Raw genomic sequence first — 18,735 nt, 5'->3', positions numbered from 1 at the left:
ATTGCGCATGCGCCACTCGCTCGTTTCTTCATTTCAGCGCCTTCACTTTTGACGCTATAGGCTAAATAAAATTTGGGAAAGGGAAAACTTTTAGATTTACCATCAAAATGAGCGAGTATTCATACGTCCAAAGTTGAAGCGTTAGGCTTTCTTCCTTTTGGGCCAAATAAAGTTTGAAATTGAGATTACGAAATCGATCCCTAACGCGAGTGTCCATACTTTTAGCGCGCCAATCAAGGCCTCTGTTCGAGATGGATTATGAATGAGATAAACCATTCCTGTCAACAGGCCGGCGCCGATCAAATAAGCGAGTACATGTCTTCCCCAACTTTTTAAATAGTGAATGGCATAGTCCATTCCAAACCGTTGAATCGGCTTGGCCCCCTCCCTCGTTACATAATAACGGAATCTTTCATCTGTCCATTGAATGATGCTTTTCCCATAAGCGATAGAAACACCGATATAAACAGCCGCAAGAGCATGCATCGTTGTTGCCGTTGCTCCGCGATACAAATCCACACTCGTAGCCAGTAACAAAATTAAATCAATGACAGGCGTTAAGGCAAGTAATAACAAGCCGAGTTTATTTCTCTTTAGGACATACCGAGTGACTAAACCCAAAACAATCACGATCCAAAAGCCAATTTCACTAGCAATGATCATCCAGGCGACAAAATTCAAGCGTGGAACCCCCTCTCTTTTACTAATAAAATTCCCGCGCGACCCAACTGTATGTAAAAAAATACGAGTTATATACCTAACCATCCAAGCTTACATAATAACAGATGTATAATTTTCCCACCCCTGTAGACCCTAATAGGAATTGACGAGGGGGAGATTACGATGACGAAAAATACCCATGACACTGGAATGCTGCCAAAAACCTCTAAATCCTATTGGCCCGATTCCGTTGGATTACCTCCTTTTCCTCGCTTAGAGCAAAACATCGATGTGGATGTGGTCATTGTTGGCGGCGGCATGACTGGGCTTACGTCTGCCTATCTATTGGTAAATGAGGGGTTAAAAGTGGCTGTATTGGAGGCCGATCGATTACTGAATGGAACGACGGGTCATACGACCGCAAAAGTAACCGCTCAACACGGTTTAATTTATGATGAACTGATCAGCTCGATGGGCAGAAGCAAAGCGCGGTTATATTATGAAGCCAATCTGGACGCTTTGCAGTTTATCGAGCAGATGGTGGAGCAGCACCACATCGATTGCGACTTTCAGAAACAGGATGCATACCTATACGCGACGACGGAGGAATACAAGCTAAAAATTGAAAAGGAAGCCGCGGCCTATGAGAAGCTAGGCATCGATGGCGGGTTAGTGGATGAGATTCCTTTTGATATAGAGATCCAAAATGGACTTGTCATGAAAGAGCAGGCGCAATTTCATCCCTTAAAATACATGGCGCAGCTGGTCCGCTTGATTACTGAAAAAGGCGGATTGATCTATGAAAATACAACAGCGGTTAATATCCAAACGGATGATCAGCATCCAACCGTTCTCACCCGAGAAAACCATCGCGTGACCGCTAATCATGCGCTGATCTGCTCCCACTTCCCCTTTTACGAAGGTTTGGGCCTCTATTCTTCCAGAATGTATGCGAGTCGTTCCTACGTTCTTGCCGCAAAAACGAAAAAGAAGTACCCTGGCGGAATGTACGTCAGCGTGGACAAACCGACGCGTTCACTGCGTTCCGCGATGATCAATGGCGAGGAATTCGTGTTGATAGTCGGTGAAGATCACAAAACAGGTCAAGGTGGGGACACGCTTGATCATTACAAAAAGCTGGAGACTTTTGGCGAACAAGTTTTTGGACTTGAGAAAATCGCCTATCGCTGGTCCGCGCAAGATCTGATCACACTGGACAAGGTCCCTTATATTGGTGGAATAACAAGTAAGGAATCGAACATTATGATCGCGACAGGATACAGAAAGTGGGGAATGACGACCAGCGCCGTTGCCGCGTTCCTGTTCCGCGATGTTGTTTTGAAAAAAAAGAACCGATACCAAGATTTATATTCTCCCTCACGCTTTTACGCCAATCCAAGTTTGAAAAACTTTTTCGTCCAAAATGCGAATGTCGTCGGCCAATTACTAAAAGGTAAATTTGAAATGCCTCATAAAACGTGGGACGAGATCGGAAATGACGAAGGTGGGATTATTAGCATCGACGGGGAACGAAAAGGAGCTTATCGGGATCCAGCAGGCTGTCTCCACATTGTAGATACCACCTGCACCCACATTGGTTGCGAAGTGGAATGGAACAACGGGGATCGAACATGGGATTGCCCTTGCCACGGTTCGAGGTTCTCATACACAGGGGAAGTCGTCGAAGGTCCCGCCGAAAAGCCATTGCAGCAGTATGATTACAGCATGATTGATAATTTGACATCGGATGATTCCGGTTACTAAAGATAGTAAAAGGGTAGCTTCAGAGAAACGGTTTTCCACAACATCGTAAAAAGGCTTCTCTGAACAACTACCCTACTTTTACTTGTTATCACTGACCCCCACAACCTCCCCCCAGTTCTTCACATCCTCTTTTTTAGTTTAAAAAAGGCGGACTCGCCTATATCTCGGAAAAGTCCCCCCTTCCCATTTGCCAGATTCATTTTGTATCGGTAAACTAAATCATTGACAGTGTTTATGTCCCATGCCTGATGATAAATAAAAGGCTTTTTGATCAGTGAAGCATCGAAATAGTAGACAAAGATCAACTAAAAGGAGAGAGTCAGCTTATCCATGAAATATCAAGTTGTTAATGGTGTAAAAGTGTGGGGAGACCCGATGGAGGGCGCGGTGGAGCAGGCCGTAACGTGCGCGAAGCATGGTAATGTCGAGGCGGTTTTGTTAATGGCCGATCACCATGTTGGGTATTCGCAGCCAGTCGGCGGTGTCGTTGTGTACGAGGGTCAGATTGCTCCATCTGGGGTCGGTTATGATATTGCCTGCGGGAACAAAGCGGTTAGAACCAATCTCACCTACGATGATGTGAAACCTAAAATTTCAACAATCATGGACGAGATTGAAGACGCGATTGTGTTTGGCGTTGGCGGCGTGAATAAAGAGAAAGTCGATCATGAGTTGTTTGATGATGAAGACTGGAATGTATATAAAGAGTTTGGCCAAAGGGAGCATGATTCTCTCAAAAAGCTAGCGAGGGATCAGCTGGGCACGGTCGGTTCGGGGAATCATTATGTCGATATTTTTGTGGAAGAGTCGACGCAGGCGATCTGGGTTGCCAATCATTTTGGCAGCAGAGGTTTCGGGCATCGAACAGCAACGGGCTTCCTCAATTTAGCGAGCGGGCTAAAGTTTGGCGATAAAGCGCCGCAAGAAAGTATGAATCAACCCCCGACGCTGATTGACATGGATTCGGAGTTAGGCGACTTGTATTTTAGGGCGATGAGTTTGGCGGGCCGCTACGCCTATGCCGGCCGTGACTATGTGCTTGATCGCGTGCTTGATATTTTGAATGCGGAGTCCACTTTCGAAGCGCACAATCATCACAACTATGCCTGGAAAGAAGAACATAACGGCAAAGAATTTGTCGTTGTTCGAAAAGGGGCTACACCTTCGGCGCCAGGTCAGGTGGGCTTTATCGGGGGCAGCATGGGAGATATTTCGGTAATCGTGCAAGGTAAGGACACCCAGGAAAATAAAGACGCTTTCTACAGCACGGTCCACGGCGCGGGACGCGTCATGAGCCGAACACAAGCAGCGGGTCGAATGAACTGGCGAACAAGAAAACGCCGCGGCGGCGCGATCAGTGAGGACGAAATGATGACAGCAGTCAAACAATTCGGCGTAGAACTGCGCGGCGGCGGACCCGACGAAAGTCCGTTTGTATACAAAAAGTTGCAAGACGTACTCGACGCCCACAAAAATACGTTAGACGTCCTGCACGTATTGAAACCAATTGGTGTCTGTATGGCTTAATGTCTGAAACGCGGCTGCAAGGATTAAATCTACTGAACAAGCAATCTTGTCTACTAGAATAATCTAGCGGGCAAGATTGCTTGTTTTAGTCTCACGTTTACGCAAATTGCGATGGTGGCAAGCTGTTTACTTAATGCAATTCTTTTTGTAATTTATCGATTTGTTCTTTGCTCAGTCCTGTTACTTTGGCAATCAGTTCTTTATCCATGCCAATCATCAGCATGTTTTTTGCAGTTTCTGCTTTTCCTTTTGCTACTCCCTCTGCTAGGCCTTCCGCTCTACCTTCTGCTCTACCTTTTTTATGCCAAGAGGTTGTAATCTCCATCATTTGTTTGGCCTCCTCTGGTTTTAATTTGTTCAATTCTTGTTCGAATTGTTGTTCTTCTTGTCTTGATAATTTTAAATACGTTTCAAAAAAACCTGTGAGTAGTTGCGTGCGCGCTGGATCTTGTTCGAGTCGAACTAACATGCGGAGAAATTCTACCTTTACTTTTACCCGTTCATCTTCGGTGTATCCCATCTTACTCAGAAGCGCAGCTGCAACTGGATTATCCTGTTTCAGATAGTCGCGCCAGTTTTGCTTCTTTAATTCAATTTTTAAATACTGAAATTTCATCACGTCGAAAAAGGGAAAAGAGATGTCTAACGTGTCCTGTTCATCTCTGTTTTTATCGTAGCTGAAGATTGCGATCGGTAAGATTTTTCTGCGATATTTTTCATACAATCGGCTAAAGTAGACGAACATTCGGTCTTGGAAGTCAGGTTGAACGTAGGATTGAGGCTCGACATGAATAATGATCAAAGCCTGTTCGCCTTTTAAACGTGTTTCGACCAAGAGATCAACCCGCCTTTTTTCGCCTTTTACAATATCGGTATACAATTCTTCTGACAAGAATACGGTATGTTCGAAATCAATGGATTCATACGCTTTTGGAAAAAACAGTAACATAAATTCCTCGAAAAACGTCCCAATTAACTCTTTGAATAAGCGATCATGGTCGACTCTTTCTTTTGGTTCATCCGGATAACTGTCGTCTTCCATCATACGATCCACCTTCCTCAAAACCTTACTGTATCTATATTATAGCAGGTTTTTGGTATGCCAACTAACTTATTCAAAAAGGACATTGATCAATTCGGAGATGGCTTGAGGGAATCCCTTTTGAAAAATGAGCTTCTTTAAAAATCAACACTATTCCATGCTGTTATCCATAAAAAGGAGTCTGAGCATTAGCCGATTTAAGCGCATCCCTCGCCGCTGACGGCTACGAATAGAGATGATCCTAAAGAGTTAGAATAAGGTATTGGTGACTCTTTATGGTAATTCCATTTCATTCGTGGGGGGCGATAACATGTCTGATTTATCTCCGATTAAAAGACTTAAGGGTCGAATTACTCAGCGCTTTATTACCTCCTCTGATTTTGTGAATCGGTCGGATGCTAATCAACGCAAGGAAATGGAATTGTTCTACAGCGCAAGTGTAATCGATGAGAAGAAGTTAAAGTAAGATGTTTTGCTTCCCTTTTTGAAAGATCAGTTTTCCAATTAACGTCAATATTAAATCAACAGGCAATATTCGATAGTTTCCTTTATAATTGGGGGTACACAAAATTCGGATTCGGTATCGGTTCGACATTAATGGAAAACATCACATCTAAGAGGGGGCGCGAGGTGGACTATTTTTCGCTAATATTAAGCGTTTTATTTTTTGTGAACATCTTTTTTGGGATTGTCATTATCTTTTTCGAACGACGCAACTCCGGGGCAACCTGGGCTTGGCTGATGGTGCTTGTTTTTCTGCCGATCGTCGGCTTTGTCCTGTATTTGATCTTCGGGAAAAACTTGTCGCGCAAAAAGATGTTTAAGTGGGTCGGCAAGGAAAAGATCGGAATAAAAGAACAGATTACGGACCAAATTGAATCGATTAAACAAGGGACTTTCCCCTTTCAACATGACGACTGCTCAACGCGCAAAGAACAAATTTACATGCACCTCGTTGATGATGGGGCGTTGTTTACAGAAGATAATGAGGTGAAGATTTTCACCGACGGGCGGGAAAAATTCGATGCGTTGCTCCACGATATCGAACAGGCGACCAATCATGTTCATATTCAGTATTACATCATTCGCGAGGATGGGTTGGGGCGGCGTTTGGTGGAAGCGCTGACGAACAAAGCGAAGCAAGGCGTTGAGACAAAGCTGCTCTATGACTACATGGGGTCCAGAAAAATCACGTCCTCCTTTTTCAAAGCGTATCGCGAAGCGGGCGGACGGACTGAAGCTTTTTTCCCCTATTTGCATTTAAACTACCGAAACCACCGCAAACTGGTGATCATTGATGGCGCGATTGGCTATGTTGGCGGCTTCAACGTCGGGGATGAGTACCTCGGATTGGATCCAAAGTTTGGTTATTGGCGCGATACGCATCTTCGTACCGAGGGAAAAATTGTCCATGCCTTGCAAACGCGCTTTATCTTGGATTGGAATCAAGCGTCCCGTCGAAATAAACTGACCTACCAACCACGCTTTTTTCCAGATCCGCAACCAGCTGGCAACGTTTCGGCCCAAATTGTTTCAAGTGGTCCCGACACGGAGCAGCAGCAAATTAAAAATGGCTATGTGAAGATGATCTTCTCCGCCAAACAGTACGTTTACTTGCAAACGCCCTATTTCATTCCAGACGACACCCTGTTAGACGCCTTGAAAATTGCGGCTCTGTCTGGCGTCGATACGCGGATTATGATTCCCAACAAGCCCGACCATCCGTTTGTCTACTGGGCGACATTGTCCAATGCGGGCGAATTGCTGAAAGCGGGCGTCAAAGTGTACCTTTATGAGAAAGGATTCATCCATGCAAAAATGGTCGTCGCCGATGACGCGATCGCCTCGGTCGGCACCGCGAACATTGACCCGCGTAGTTTTCGATTGAATTTTGAAGTGAACGCGTTTTTATATGATGGCGAAACAGCGTCAGCATTGCGCAAAACGTTTGAAGACGATATGCTCGATTCAAAGGAACTGACGGTAGAAGATTATGAAAACCGCTCGATGTTCACCAAATTCAAGGAATCCGTCTCCAGACTGCTCTCCCCTATTTTGTAAGCGTCAGGAGACAAACGATAGACCCTGTCGAATCTAAATGAAACAGGTTAATAGCGATTCGACAGGGCGGGCGTCACCAAAGCATGAAAGGAATGATAGATATTTTCGGATACCTCTTTACCTTCGTCGCTAATTTTCTATTGAGTTATTTTTGGATTTATGATCAAGCTAGCTTTGGCAAATCTTTACGTTTTTCTATTTTTATCACGCTTGTCGTCGTTGTGATGGATTGGATTATAAGAAAAAGAATAACCGATTCGTCAACCGATCGTTATTAAAAGGATGGATATATTCAAATTACAAATTCTATTGTGTCCATTTCATTAGGCTCACACCTTTCTCCCTCTTCCATGTGGAATACATAGAGGTGTGCCAAATAATGGATCGCTTGAAATATTACAGTTCATTCGAAATACATCCTTTACCATAGTAGAAGTGACTACCTGCTCGGGTTTCCCCTGTGAATACACCTTTTGATTACTTACAGCCACAATATGATGAGCATAACGACAAGCAAGATTTAAATCATGTAAAACCATCACAATTGTTCGACCTTCTCTTTCGTTTAGCTCAAATAGTAAGTCTAATATTTCAATTTGATGCGCCATGTCTAAATAGGTTGTCGGTTCATCAAGTAAAATGAGATCTGTTTGTTGGGCCAACGTCATTGCAATCCATGCTCTTTGGCGCTGCCCGCCAGATAGGGAATCTACAGCTCGATGGGCGAATGCTTCCATCTGAGTAGCCTCTAAAGCTTGACTCACTGCTTGTTCATCCTCAGTCGACCATTGTTTGATCCAGCTTTGATGCGGATATCTTCCTTGCTTCACGAGTTGCAACACTGTAAGGTCTTCTGGCGCGATGGGGCCTTGCGGCAAGATCGCTAGTTTTTTGGCTACTTCTTTTGTAGATAACTTGCCGACTATCTCTTCTCCTAGTAATACATGCCCTAATTTTGGTTTGATAAGACGAGCAAGTGAACATAATAAAGTAGACTTACCACAGCCATTTGCCCCAATTAATACTGTTATTTTTCCAGCAGGAATGTGTAAATGTAAATCACGTATTATAATCGCGTCACCATACCCTAATGTAAGGGCTCTTGCTTCTAACACACTCATCTTCTCAACTCCTTTTTATATTTGAATCAGACTGTTTACATGTTCCGATTTCTATACAATAAAAAAATAAAAAAGGGCGCTCCAATTCCAGCAGTAAAGACTCCAGCTGGAATATCAAGCGGTAAAAATGCGGTCCTTGCGACAGTATCCGCCATGACCACGATGATTCCGCCTAGACATGCCGAAATCGGTATAAGACTAGCGAAGGAACGACCGACTAGCATTCGAGCCATATGCGGAGCAATTAACCCAACAAAACCGATCCCGCCCGCAAATGCCACCGCTGAACCTGCTAATGACACACTTATGAATAATAGGATCAAGCGATGAAGCTGTACGTTGACACCAAGTCCAAACGCGACATCATCCCCTAATTCTTTAACATTTACTGCTCTAGAAAACAAAAGGGAGAGTGGAATAAAAATAAGAACCCACGGTAACATGGACATAACCTCTCGCCAACTTGCGCCATACAGACTTCCCGTGATCCAAAGGTATGCTTTCGTCGTTGCAGCAGTCTCATTTATCACAATAAACATCGTCACGATAGCCCCCATAGCCGCCGCAACCCCAATACCGATCAATATGAGACGAATAGGGGTGACCCCTTTATTCCAGGATAGTAGATAAATCACGAGCGACACGAGCGCAGCCCCTAATAACGCCGCAAATGGCAGCCATTGAATACTAACTGTTCCCATAAAGTAAGTAATGAAAAGAATTGCGCCTACAGATGCTCCGCCCGTAATCCCTATAATGTCAGGGGAAGCAAGCGGATTTCGAACAATCCCTAGTAAAATTAAACCAGATACACCGAGCGCCGCTCCAACAAGAAAAGAAAGTAACGTTCTTGGTAGCCTCAGTGTATTCAGAATAAAGTGATGTTCATCATCACCAAATCCAAATAGGTGCTTCATAACGGCTAAAGGGGAAATAAAACTACTCCCTATTGATAAACTAAGCAGGATTAGGAACAAAGAAAGAATCACTAGAATAGAAAAAATGCATAGCGTTTTTTTATTTACCTGAAAGGAAATAGAACCTGTTTTATTTCTTATTGAATAAAATTTAGTCATTTCGTGTTAGCCCCCTACGCGCAATATAGATGAAAAAGGGGACTCCCAAAAAAGCGGTCATGACACCAATCGGCATTTCTTGAGGCATTATAATAAATCTTGCCGCTATATCTGCCAGAAGCAATAGACTTGCTCCAATCAAAGCGCTATAGGGAATCATCCACCTATAATCCAACCCAATCAGCCCACGAACGATATGAGGGACGATCAAACCAATAAATCCAATCGAGCCAGCTATGGCAACAGACCCGCCCGCTAGAAAAACGACAACAACCCCCATCGTGACCTTAACTAACATTGTTTTCTGACCTAATCCCTTTGCAACATCTTCACCTGAAATCAAGATATTAATCGACTTGCCTAAAGACAACGCGACTAAAATTCCAGGGATCATAAATGGTAGTACCGCTAAAAGCATTTCCATATTTCGGCCTGCGACAGACCCTGCCAACCAAAATAAAACACTTTGAATCCCTTGCTCATTTATAACTAATAATCCTTGTGTGAAAGAAACAAAGAGAGCGGTGACCGCAGCCCCAGCTAATACAATTTTAATCGGCGATAAACCATCGCGACCAAGAGATCCAAGTAAATAAACGAGCCCCCCAGCGACCCCCGCCCCCAAAAAAGCGATCCACATATAGTGGAGTAATGAAGTAACAGAAAAAAATGTCGCTGAAACAACAATGAAGAATACCGCGCCTGCATTAATACCCACTATATCTGGCGCTCCAAGTGGATTTCTCGTCAAAGCTTGCATGAGCGCGCCGGCTATGGCGAGGCTAGCGCCAATTACAGCGGCAATCACGGCTCTCGTCAATCGTGAAGTCGTTATAATAACATGTTCAGTTATGGACTCATCATAATGAACCACGGCATCCAATACAGTCTGCAATGGAATCGAGGTTTGCCCTAGCGCGACACTTAAAATAAAACAAACTAAACATAAGATTATCCCCAAAATTAAACCTACTATTTTGGATGTTGTATTGGAAAATATATTTTTCATGCTATCCTCTATCCTTTTTACTTCCGAGATTAGACAAGGCAGGAGGAAGATGACCTCCCGCCCCGTTTAAAAAATGATTATTTTTCTAATTCGAATCTGTCATATATATCGTCTAACATAAGGTTTGCCGCTTTAATTCCGCCTCCCATGTTCCAAGCTATGTAATCGACAACATACACCTGATCCTTTTTAACAGCGTCTAGATTCGCCCATAACGGATGATTCGTCCATTCTTCATACGTATTTTGGACTGCTGCATCATCTTCCATGAAAATATAGAAAACATCCGCATTCATTTCCGTTATACTCTCTTTGTCCGTTAATTTTGTTACCGGAAGATCAACCTGCTGATTTTCAGGACGTGTAAATCCAAGTTCAGCTAAAATGGAACCTGCAAAACCAGTATTATAAATACGAGCATGATCCGCTCTAAAGTTAAGGATAGAAACATTGAGTGGCCATTGATCCCCTAATTTCTCTTGTACTTTCCCTTTGAAGTCCGCTACTCGAGCATCCCATGCAGAAAGAATCTCAGCTGCTTTCTCCTCCTTATTCATCGCTTTTCCCATTAATTCAACTGTTTCTTTGAATTCAAAGACAGTTTCATGTGTGACTGTCGGCGCAATGAGCGATAATTGTTCATACACTTCTTCATGACGTAACTTTGACGCAATAATTAAATCTGGGTTTAACTTTGCTATCTCCTCCAAGTTCGGCTGCGTTTCTTGTCCAACGATAGAAACTCCTTCTAAATCAGCTTTAAGATAATCATAGATCGGTAGTTCTAGCCACGATTCAACCATCCCAACTGGTTTAATCCCAAATGCGGCGGCAGCATCGTTTGCGCCTTGGTATAAAGTAACAATCCTTTCAGGAGTCCCTTCGATTTTTGTTGTTCCCATGGCGTGGGTGATTTCCCGCGTCGTTCCTGTTGCTTCTGTTCCTTCTGTACCATCGTTATCTTTGATTGCGCCTCCCTGCGCGGATTGATTTCCACAAGCAGCTAAAAAAACAACGAAAGATAAAATGAGCGCAAGGAAAAATAGTGAGAGATTCCATCTAAAAGAGTATGTATTTGCGGACATAGTCGTCCCTCCTTTTATTGAAACTGATAATCATTATCATTATATGATGGGATTATATACTACTCACATATTAATATCAAGGAATTGAGAACAGTTTATTTGCGATTTGATAGAAGCCGATTTAAGATAAAATAATACGTCATTGTAATAAATAGAGACTGTTATTAAAAGAGATGAATTTATTCAACGATTATTTGGAGGGTCGGTTGACAAAATGACTATTTTAACGAGGTTCAGCGGCGTAGTTCTTATTAGGGCATCAGCAATCGCATCGATTTTAATCGGACTTATGTACATGCCAGCTGTTTTTAAGTTTTACGGATCGGTTATGGGACTTGGTCTCGAATCCTACGGCATTCTGGCGATTACAGAATGGTGGGGAACGTACGCGGTCGGTGGAGGGGTCGGTATCTTGCTCGGTTCGTTTTTGGCAAACAAATTGGGAGTTTCAAATACAGCTAGACGCATCAGTTTAGCTGCGGCTCTTATTTCTATGTTTTTGCTCATTGTAGCGCAACTTCCTCCTCTCTTTTGGTGGATGTTTGTTGCAACCGCTGTTTTTTCATGGCCCAGCGCGCTTGGTTGTTCCCTTCATTTTTTCTTGCTTCTGTTCGCTTTATGGGGAGCAATCGCAATCATCTACTCGATCGAGCGTGAAATACTCTAGGCAATCGTATACAGGAAACAAGAGCGTGATCCCCTATCGGATGACCCTCTGTAAACTTATTTCACTCTTGCAACCGACCAGATCCTCCCTATAAAATTGAACGTAACTAACACCTCGACGCGCGGGGAAAAAGAAATATCCAGAGGATGATTGCGCGCTCTAATGGACATTTCTCCCCTTACAGCGCTCGAGATCATCGATTTGCCTCCTGTAAGGGGCGGAAGTCCCGTTACAGATCGAAAAAGAGAGACCCTGGCTAGATTCAGTGACTCTAATGGACATGTTGGACCTCCGTAAAGAAAGTGGACATTAAATAACAGAAAAACAATTGGATTCATTTAATCATTTCGCAGCTTAACATGATGTACTAGACAGGGTTAAGCTGCTTTCTTGTTGAATTGCTGGGCAAATCGAACAGGAGATAAATATCCTAATGAACCATGAATCCTTTTACGATTGTAAAAGAATTCGATGTATCGGTAGATCTCATCATAGGCTTGTTGCTTTGTTTGAAATTTCGTGCAAGTAAATAAGCTCCTTTTTAAGAAGACTGTGAAAAGATTCAATACAGGCGTTGTCATAACAATTCCCTTTGCGGCTCATGCTTGCTTCCATTTTGTATGCTTCGAGTTGTTTACGGTATTCGACGGAGGCATATTGTGAACCGCGATCAGAATGGTGAATCAGCCCCTCCTTTGGCTTCTTTGCTTTGTAAGCATCATCTAAGGCGCCAAGGACTAAGTCTGTGGTCATCCTTGACCCGAGTCGCCAACCAACAATTTCACGTGTGCAAAGATCTAAAATGCTAGCCAAGTACATTCGCCCCTGACGGCAAGGGATATAGGTAATGTCCGCTACCCAAATTTGATTCGGGCGATCTGTTTCAAAGTTCTGGTTTAAGATATTCGGAGCGATGGTCTTCAATGAATTGAAACCTTACTTCTTTGAATTGCTGAAGATGTGCACTGCCTTTTTTAAAATCGCTAATTCCTCTTTTAAATCATCGATTTGTTGATTTTGTTCCTTTATGATTCGCTCTTGTTCCCATACTTTCTCGGTGTTTATTATCGGTTCATCCTCGAATTGCCGATATTTGGCCAACCATGAATGCAGTGTTTTAGCCGGTATGTTTAGCTCCTCGCCAATCTCAGTCACTGTTTTTGTTTGCTCTTGTATATACTTGACTGTTTGTCTTTTAAATTCCTCATTGTATCTTTGACGCGTTTCACGTTGTTCACTCATGTGAACACCTCCTCGTTAAGCTTTATTATAGTTTTCTCTTAACGGGTGTCCACTTTTTATTCTAGCTCTACAACTCCCGTTACAGATCGGAAACAGAAATCCTGGATAGATTCAGTGACTCTAATGGACATTTCTCCCCTTACAGCGCTCGAGATCATCGATTTGCCTCCTGTAAGGGGCGGAAGTCCCGTTACAGATCGGAAAAGAGAAATCCTGGCTAGATTCAGTGACTCTAGTGGACATTTCTCCCCTTACAGCGCTCGAGATCATCGATTCGCTTCCTGTAAGGGGCGGAAGTCCCGTTACAGATCAGAAACAGAAATCCTGGCTAGATTCAGTGACTCTAATGGACATTTCTCCCCTTACAGCGCTCGAGATCATCGATTCGCTTCCTGTAAGGGCCAAAAGTCCCGTTACAACTTCCCCCTCAATCTCTTCCTAACTCCTTTGTTCCAGTTGCATCCTCTTCTTCTGCTGCATGAGGAATAAAAACACACCCCATAAAACGAGAACCCCGCCCGCCACTTGCCAGTCCGTCACACGTTCGCCCAATAATAGAACCGCTAACAGTGTCGCTCCAACTGGTTCTCCCAAAATACTCATCGAAATCGTTGTCGAGTTGACATAGTTTAATAGCCAGTTATAAATCAAATGGGCAAGAGTCGGAAAGACAGCTAATAATAGAAAAATCCCCCACTCACGGATCGGATAGGCTACAAAAGAAACGCCCGCAATGAAATTGTAAAGCGCTAATGATAGGCCCGCGAAGAAAAATACACAAAAACTATAAACCCAATGCGTCATTCTTTTTACGACATTTTGTCCAATTAATAAGTAGCAAACAACTGCCACGACACTTAAAAAGGATAACAAGTCACCGATCAAAGCTGAACCACTGATTGCAATATCCCCCCACCCCACGAACACAACGCCGATAAAGGCCATCCCGACTGTCAACATTGTAGAGAGGCTGACTCTTTCTTTATAGACAAAAAAACCGCCGACTAAGGCAACAATCGGTTGCAAAGCGAGGATGATCGTAGAACTAGCCACGGTCGTCAATTTCAATGAACCAAACCACAAGGCAAAATGCAATCCGAGAAACACGCCAGAAGAAACTAACAACAACCAATTTAGTTTGGTTATTTTTGTGATTTCCGCTCTTTTCATCCACACAACGGGGAGTAATAACGCGCAAGCGATCAACATCCGATACATACTTAAAATCGTCGAGGGCGCCTTGGACCACTTCACAAAGATAGCCGCAAACGAAATGGCGATGATAGAGATGACGAAAGGTAAGACGATGGATGGGGTTGAGTTATCTGTATCGATTCAGTTCTCCTCCTATATGTATAGGTAACAAGAATAGCTTGCTAATTAACTAGTCTGTTGCAACCTCGATTTAAATCATGTATTTTTAATTATAGGTTAATTCCTATAAACCACGCAAAGGAGATCCTTTTCATGATCATTCAATTCATGCGCTATAGAAAATAATCGGTATAGACTATTTTAAATCTTTGTAATTTTTTTCAAGATAATTATGAAGGTTTATTTGTCTATGCCTTTTTCATTTTTCTATAAAACGAATGAATGAGGTGGATCCTTTGTTTGAGGTTAATAAAAGAATACGAAGCGCGAAATTTGTCAGTCGTTTTGAATCTATTTTTAAGTGCCCTATTTGTAACTTACCAATGCATGTTTTTGAGTTGAAAAGTTTACTATGTTCAAATAATCATACGTTTGATTTTGCTAGGCAAGGATATATTAATTTGACGACACGGCAAATTCAATCGAAATACAGCAAGAAACTTTTTGAAGCGCGAAGAAAGCTGATTATAGAAGATGGTTTTTTTAAACCGATGAATCGGGCAATTACTGATTTTATATGTCAGCATGCGCCCCGTGAAATGGAACCAATGTCTATCATTGATATGGGATGTGGTGAAGGATCGCATCTCTCTAACATTTGTGATGCAATGAGCTCTTATCATAAAAAAACCGTGACAGGAGTAGGTGTCGACATTTCAAAAGACGGCATCTCTCTCGCTTCTAGAGACTATGACAATAAGATTTGGATTGTTGCCGACCTTGTAAATACCCCTTTTCGGGATCAACAGTTTGATGTTATTTTGAATATTTTATCGCCTTCAAATTATGCGGAATTTAACAGGTTGCTAAAGACGGATGGCATTGTAATTAAAGTTATTCCTCAAGCTGGCTACTTACAGGAGTTAAGAAAGACGCTTTTCGATACACCGGAAAAACAAGTTTACTCTAATGTGGATACAGTTGAACTATTTAGCGCGAATTACCAGGTGATAGATTGTTTAAGGTCATCTTATACAGTAACCCTTAATCGATCATCCGTTCATTCCTTGCTAATGATGACTCCTTTATCGTGGGATGCCACGGAGAATCAGATTAGAACATTTTTAAAAGAAGAATCAACTGAAGTAACCGTTGATTTGGATGTATTAGTTGGTAAAAGGCGGAATTAAACTCGAATACGATCATAGACAAAAGGCTGGATGGTTGCCCGACCACATCCAGCCTTTTATCATTTGTTCCTTCTCAGCGCATTTATTTCCGCAAAATCTTTTCCATCGCTTTACCCCTTGCCAGCTCATCGATCAGTTTATCTAAATAGCGAATTTCGCGCATCGTTGCTTCTTCGATCTCTTCGACGCGGACGCCACAGACAACACCTTTAATCAACGCCCGCGCTGGATTCATGTGAGGAGCTTCTGCAAAAAAGGTCTCAAAGTCTGTCTCTTTTTCCAATTGCGCCTCTAATTCCTCCTGGCTATATCCCGTCAACCAACGGATGATTTCATCGACTTCTAATTTTGTACGCCCTTTTTTCTCTGCTTTCAAAACATAATGCGGATAGACTTTAGCGACACTCATCGTATAAATCTTGTGTTTGGCCATCGTACTGAGGCTACTCCGCCAAAACGTTTACTTGGAACGTAACGCCAAATTTGTCCTTTACTTGCCCATATAGTGGACTCCAATCCGTCTTTTGAAGGGGCATAATCACTTGTCCGCCGTCGTCTCCCAATGCGGCAAAAATCTCTCTCGCTTCCGTCTCTTCTTTGGGATGGATCGCGATCTGAATCGTATTGCCTGGTTGATAAGGCATCCCTTCAAACGTATCGCTGAACATAAGGTCCGCTTCCCCCACTTTTAACTGCCCATGCATCACGCGCTTCTTCATGTCCTCCGTCAACGGATGATTCGGGTCCCCCGGCATATCTCCGAACGTCATAATACCTAACACTTGCCCGCCAAGCGCTTTCTCGTAAAATTGGATAGCTTCTCTTGCTCTACCGTCAAAGATTAAGTACGGATTCATCTTCAATGACATCATTCAACAGCTCCTTTGTTTCGCTTCATTCTTTTACAAATGGTAGTCCTCACTCATTATTACCATAAATATGCTTTTTAGGGCAGAGAATTTGTTCTCAAGCCAGATTTATAACATCGGCATTTTTTGAAAAAGTCAAAGGATAAGCCTTATCATATTTGTATGAAAGTTCTTTATTTGTAAATCATTATCTGTTTTTGAGGAGGAGTAAAGAATGGATATTTTAAAAGACAAGGTCGCCTTGATTACAGATGGAAGCAGAGGGATCGGGGCGGCGACGACTGTTCTTTTAGCAAAAGCAGGCGCAGACGTGATCATTAATTATCATAGCAATGAAAAAGTAGCGAACGAAGTAAAAGCGGAAGTCGAATCTTTCGGTCGCAAAGGGAAAATCATTCAAGCCGATGTTCGAAATCCGAAAGATGTGAAACGAATGGTGGACCAGTCTGTTAGCGCGTTTGGAAAAGTGGACATCCTTGTCAATAACGCGAATATGGATTCCGTTTTTAAGCCATTCATGGAGACGACTTGGGACGAGTTTTCTGATAAATTAAACAATGAAATGCGGGCTGCTTTTTATGCCTGTAAAGAGGTTGTCCCTCATATGGAAAAACAAGGCGGAGGGAACATCGTCTTGATCTCCACCTCATTATCCCGCACTCCTGCCGGGGACTTTATCGCCCATGGTTCAGCGAAAGCTACGATTAATATGTTTGCCAAATATTTAGCGCAAGAATTGGGTCCAAAAAATATTAAAACGAATGTCGTCGCTCCCGACTTGGTGTTAACTGACGCCACAAAAGATCAACCAGCTGAACAACATGAATTCCTTCGTACCTTAACTCCATTGCAACGGATCGCAAATCCAGAAGATATTGCCGGCGCGATCTTGAGCGTCGTTGCCGATTGGAACGCGCACATGAATGGAGCCTACATCCCTGTGAATGGCGGAATCGACATGAGTTAATCATTTAAGCAGACCTTTTTTTAGAATCCAATTCAATTCGTCGGATTTTAGCCCCAGTGGCACATTCTGCCCTTACAGTGTTCGATATCTTGGATGATTGGCTGTAGCGGGAGTAAGCGCCGTTACACAGCGGATTTACTCATTCGATCAGCAAATGACGGCTCCAACGGTCAAATCTCCCCTTACAGCGATCAATATCACGGAATACGGGCTGTAAGGGACAATGGAGCCGTTGCAAATCATCATCCCGCCTGGACTGCTTTCACTCAAGCTCCGTTTAGTCAAACGCGCTACTCTTCCCCAGGAAACTTCCAGGAAATTTGGGCGTGACCTTCTCGATCGGTGTAGATCGTGAGCACCCCTTTTTCCTCCGCTTTCCTGATCAAAGCCCGAATTGAAAATAGGCTGAGTTCCGCATCCAGCGCAACCATCTCTGTTACAATCGCTTCCATCGATTGCCCTTCCGAAACACGACTCACAAACTCGATCAAGGCATGCAGTTCGTCATCGTTGAAACCTAGCTTCTGATAATCTTCAAGCAAATATTGCGGGACGGCAACCTCTTTGACCTCTTCAGACTCGATCTCGCCATCCAGAGTCAATTCAAATGGCGCGCTGCTTGCTTGGGGGGAAGTTACACCCACATGATGCACCGTAAAAATGTCCTCTCGCTCCTCCTGCCAAATCCATTCCATTTCGTGGCGCATCAACTTTTCAATCGACTCGTACACTCTCTCCTTACTGATCCCAATCGCTTTACTCATCGCCTCGAGGTTAATCCTCACCTTATGCGATTGTTGTTCATTCGCCGTAAAGCAAAAATACAAATAGGTCAACAATTCTTGCGTCGAGAAAACCGGCCATTGCCCTACTTTATCGATCTCGCCTATAAACAACATCAAAGTGAAACGAGGGACGGGAAACGAGCCTTTTTCATAAAGCCCATCGAAATCAACACTAGATTCCCCTTCATGCGGGTCCCATCCCTTTATATCAAATAAAAGGTAGTCTACCAGCCGCGCCATGTAATCTGACTTTTGGAAGTAATTTAAATCATTTTCCGTAAAAAAACTTCTTGGTAATTCGCACAAAGATGATGGCGAAGAGTCCATCACCGTAATCACCTCTTTCAATGTTTTAT

Annotated in this window: 22 protein-coding genes; 8 read left to right on the top strand and 14 right to left on the bottom strand. The window is 43.1% G+C overall.

The genetic code is table 11. The annotated features are described in order from the left end of the window. Positions 1-141: 141 nt before the first annotated feature. Positions 142-681: a hypothetical protein gene (locus BEP19_RS03640; RefSeq protein ID WP_120188475.1), complete on the bottom strand. Its 540-nt coding sequence runs from the start codon at positions 679-681 to the stop codon at positions 142-144. 162 nt (positions 682-843) lie between these two features. Here BEP19_RS03640 and BEP19_RS03635 point away from each other — a divergent pair, with 162 nt between their 5' ends. Together BEP19_RS03635 and BEP19_RS03630 are read left to right on the top strand one after the other, a co-directional pair. After that, the gene (locus BEP19_RS03635) at positions 844-2,424 is read left to right on the top strand and encodes an FAD-dependent oxidoreductase (protein ID WP_120188474.1); all 1,581 of its coding nucleotides are present in this window, start codon (positions 844-846) and stop codon (positions 2,422-2,424) included. Positions 2,425-2,754: 330 nt separating this feature from the next. Then, the gene (locus BEP19_RS03630) at positions 2,755-3,951 is read left to right on the top strand and encodes an RtcB family protein (protein WP_120188473.1); all 1,197 of its coding nucleotides are present in this window, start codon (positions 2,755-2,757) and stop codon (positions 3,949-3,951) included. 130 nt (positions 3,952-4,081) lie between these two features. Here the strand turns inward: BEP19_RS03630 and BEP19_RS03625 are convergent, their stop codons facing one another. Then, the gene (locus BEP19_RS03625; protein WP_245983294.1) at positions 4,082-4,996 is read right to left on the bottom strand and encodes an Rpn family recombination-promoting nuclease/putative transposase; all 915 of its coding nucleotides are present in this window, start codon (positions 4,994-4,996) and stop codon (positions 4,082-4,084) included. Between the two features lie 307 nt (positions 4,997-5,303). Between BEP19_RS03625 and BEP19_RS17520 the strand changes: the two genes are divergently transcribed. From BEP19_RS17520 to BEP19_RS03615, 3 genes are all read left to right on the top strand, one after another. Further along, positions 5,304-5,459 (top strand): hypothetical protein, encoded by a 156-nt coding sequence (locus BEP19_RS17520; protein ID WP_170145242.1) that lies wholly within the window; start codon positions 5,304-5,306, stop codon positions 5,457-5,459. Positions 5,460-5,623: 164 nt separating this feature from the next. Further along, on the top strand, positions 5,624-7,054 hold the full coding sequence (gene cls / locus BEP19_RS03620) for a cardiolipin synthase (RefSeq protein ID WP_120188471.1): 1,431 nt from the start codon (positions 5,624-5,626) through the stop codon (positions 7,052-7,054). An 83-nt stretch (positions 7,055-7,137) separates the two neighbouring features. After that, positions 7,138-7,332 (top strand): hypothetical protein, encoded by a 195-nt coding sequence (locus BEP19_RS03615; protein WP_120188470.1) that lies wholly within the window; start codon positions 7,138-7,140, stop codon positions 7,330-7,332. A 51-nt stretch (positions 7,333-7,383) separates the two neighbouring features. Here BEP19_RS03615 and BEP19_RS03610 read toward each other — a convergent pair whose 3' ends face one another. The 4 genes from BEP19_RS03610 to BEP19_RS03595 all read right to left on the bottom strand — a co-directional run bounded on the left by BEP19_RS03610 (position 7,384) and on the right by BEP19_RS03595 (position 11,345). After that, a complete protein-coding gene (locus BEP19_RS03610; RefSeq protein WP_120188469.1) occupies positions 7,384-8,175 on the bottom strand; it encodes an ABC transporter ATP-binding protein in 792 nt (263 codons plus the stop codon). A 35-nt stretch (positions 8,176-8,210) separates the two neighbouring features. Further along, complete coding sequence (locus BEP19_RS03605) at positions 8,211-9,251, bottom strand: FecCD family ABC transporter permease (RefSeq protein ID WP_120188468.1); 1,041 nt, start codon at positions 9,249-9,251, stop codon at positions 8,211-8,213. After that, entirely contained in the window at positions 9,244-10,260 is a 1,017-nt protein-coding gene (locus BEP19_RS03600; protein ID WP_120188467.1) for a FecCD family ABC transporter permease, read from the bottom strand. The genes BEP19_RS03605 and BEP19_RS03600 overlap by 8 nt, the downstream gene beginning before the upstream one ends. A gap of 77 nt (positions 10,261-10,337) precedes the next feature. Then, positions 10,338-11,345, bottom strand: a complete 1,008-nt coding sequence (locus tag BEP19_RS03595) for an ABC transporter substrate-binding protein (RefSeq protein WP_120188466.1) — start codon at positions 11,343-11,345, stop codon at positions 10,338-10,340. Positions 11,346-11,559: 214 nt separating this feature from the next. Here BEP19_RS03595 and BEP19_RS03590 point away from each other — a divergent pair, with 214 nt between their 5' ends. Next, positions 11,560-12,012, top strand: coding sequence for a hypothetical protein (locus BEP19_RS03590; RefSeq protein WP_120188465.1), 453 nt, complete (start codon positions 11,560-11,562; stop codon positions 12,010-12,012). A gap of 377 nt (positions 12,013-12,389) precedes the next feature. Here BEP19_RS03590 and BEP19_RS18255 read toward each other — a convergent pair whose 3' ends face one another. The 4 genes from BEP19_RS18255 to BEP19_RS03570 form a co-directional block, all read right to left on the bottom strand. Continuing rightward, complete coding sequence (locus BEP19_RS18255; protein ID WP_120188464.1) at positions 12,390-12,593, bottom strand: IS3 family transposase; 204 nt, start codon at positions 12,591-12,593, stop codon at positions 12,390-12,392. Continuing rightward, entirely contained in the window at positions 12,502-12,936 is a 435-nt protein-coding gene (locus tag BEP19_RS03580) for an IS3 family transposase (RefSeq protein ID WP_120188463.1), read from the bottom strand. The genes BEP19_RS18255 and BEP19_RS03580 overlap by 92 nt, the downstream gene beginning before the upstream one ends. A 12-nt stretch (positions 12,937-12,948) precedes the next feature. After that, positions 12,949-13,254 (bottom strand): transposase, encoded by a 306-nt coding sequence (locus BEP19_RS03575; protein ID WP_120188462.1) that lies wholly within the window; start codon positions 13,252-13,254, stop codon positions 12,949-12,951. 438 nt (positions 13,255-13,692) lie between these two features. After that, a complete protein-coding gene (locus BEP19_RS03570) occupies positions 13,693-14,589 on the bottom strand; it encodes a DMT family transporter (protein WP_120188461.1) in 897 nt (298 codons plus the stop codon). Between the two features lie 275 nt (positions 14,590-14,864). Between BEP19_RS03570 and BEP19_RS03565 the strand changes: the two genes are divergently transcribed. Beyond that, a complete protein-coding gene (locus BEP19_RS03565) occupies positions 14,865-15,758 on the top strand; it encodes a putative RNA methyltransferase (protein ID WP_245983290.1) in 894 nt (297 codons plus the stop codon). Positions 15,759-15,840: 82 nt separating this feature from the next. On the opposite strand, the gene BEP19_RS03560 is transcribed toward BEP19_RS03565, so the two are convergent. Both BEP19_RS03560 and BEP19_RS03555 read right to left on the bottom strand, forming a co-directional pair. After that, a complete protein-coding gene (locus BEP19_RS03560; RefSeq protein ID WP_120188459.1) occupies positions 15,841-16,191 on the bottom strand; it encodes a DUF2200 domain-containing protein in 351 nt (116 codons plus the stop codon). A 10-nt stretch (positions 16,192-16,201) separates the two neighbouring features. After that, positions 16,202-16,627 (bottom strand): VOC family protein, encoded by a 426-nt coding sequence (locus tag BEP19_RS03555; RefSeq protein ID WP_120188458.1) that lies wholly within the window; start codon positions 16,625-16,627, stop codon positions 16,202-16,204. Positions 16,628-16,841: 214 nt separating this feature from the next. On the opposite strand from BEP19_RS03555, the gene BEP19_RS03550 reads away from it, so the two are divergent. Then, the gene (locus BEP19_RS03550) at positions 16,842-17,594 is read left to right on the top strand and encodes an SDR family NAD(P)-dependent oxidoreductase (protein WP_120188457.1); all 753 of its coding nucleotides are present in this window, start codon (positions 16,842-16,844) and stop codon (positions 17,592-17,594) included. Between the two features lie 147 nt (positions 17,595-17,741). Here BEP19_RS03550 and BEP19_RS17515 read toward each other — a convergent pair whose 3' ends face one another. Together BEP19_RS17515 and BEP19_RS03545 are read right to left on the bottom strand one after the other, a co-directional pair. Then, positions 17,742-17,879 (bottom strand): hypothetical protein, encoded by a 138-nt coding sequence (locus tag BEP19_RS17515; RefSeq protein ID WP_170145240.1) that lies wholly within the window; start codon positions 17,877-17,879, stop codon positions 17,742-17,744. A 5-nt stretch (positions 17,880-17,884) separates the two neighbouring features. Next, the gene (locus tag BEP19_RS03545; RefSeq protein WP_147393761.1) at positions 17,885-18,709 is read right to left on the bottom strand and encodes a hypothetical protein; all 825 of its coding nucleotides are present in this window, start codon (positions 18,707-18,709) and stop codon (positions 17,885-17,887) included. Positions 18,710-18,735 lie beyond the last annotated feature (26 nt).

The organism is Ammoniphilus oxalaticus (assembly GCF_003609605.1).
In the GTDB taxonomy this organism is placed as follows: Bacteria; Bacillota; Bacilli; order Aneurinibacillales; family RAOX-1; genus Ammoniphilus; species Ammoniphilus oxalaticus.
Note: the sequence above shows the minus strand (reverse complement) of the source record. Positions and strands in the feature narration are given on the sequence as shown.

Coding starts and splice junctions, on each gene's coding strand:
- BEP19_RS03635 (WP_120188474.1), top strand. CDS start 844: ATGACGAAAAATACCCATGACACTGGAATGCTGCCAAAAACCTCTAAA.
- BEP19_RS03630 (WP_120188473.1), top strand. CDS start 2,755: ATGAAATATCAAGTTGTTAATGGTGTAAAAGTGTGGGGAGACCCGATG.
- BEP19_RS03625 (WP_245983294.1), bottom strand. CDS start 4,996: ATGATGGAAGACGACAGTTATCCGGATGAACCAAAAGAAAGAGTCGAC.
- BEP19_RS17520 (WP_170145242.1), top strand. CDS start 5,304: ATGTCTGATTTATCTCCGATTAAAAGACTTAAGGGTCGAATTACTCAG.
- BEP19_RS03615 (WP_120188470.1), top strand. CDS start 7,138: ATGAAAGGAATGATAGATATTTTCGGATACCTCTTTACCTTCGTCGCT.
- BEP19_RS03610 (WP_120188469.1), bottom strand. CDS start 8,175: ATGAGTGTGTTAGAAGCAAGAGCCCTTACATTAGGGTATGGTGACGCG.
- BEP19_RS03605 (WP_120188468.1), bottom strand. CDS start 9,251: ATGACTAAATTTTATTCAATAAGAAATAAAACAGGTTCTATTTCCTTT.
- BEP19_RS03600 (WP_120188467.1), bottom strand. CDS start 10,260: ATGAAAAATATATTTTCCAATACAACATCCAAAATAGTAGGTTTAATT.
- BEP19_RS03595 (WP_120188466.1), bottom strand. CDS start 11,345: ATGTCCGCAAATACATACTCTTTTAGATGGAATCTCTCACTATTTTTC.
- BEP19_RS03590 (WP_120188465.1), top strand. CDS start 11,560: ATGACTATTTTAACGAGGTTCAGCGGCGTAGTTCTTATTAGGGCATCA.
- BEP19_RS18255 (WP_120188464.1), bottom strand. CDS start 12,593: ATGACAACGCCTGTATTGAATCTTTTCACAGTCTTCTTAAAAAGGAGC.
- BEP19_RS03575 (WP_120188462.1), bottom strand. CDS start 13,254: ATGAGTGAACAACGTGAAACGCGTCAAAGATACAATGAGGAATTTAAA.
- BEP19_RS03560 (WP_120188459.1), bottom strand. CDS start 16,191: ATGGCCAAACACAAGATTTATACGATGAGTGTCGCTAAAGTCTATCCG.
- BEP19_RS03555 (WP_120188458.1), bottom strand. CDS start 16,627: ATGTCATTGAAGATGAATCCGTACTTAATCTTTGACGGTAGAGCAAGA.
- BEP19_RS03550 (WP_120188457.1), top strand. CDS start 16,842: ATGGATATTTTAAAAGACAAGGTCGCCTTGATTACAGATGGAAGCAGA.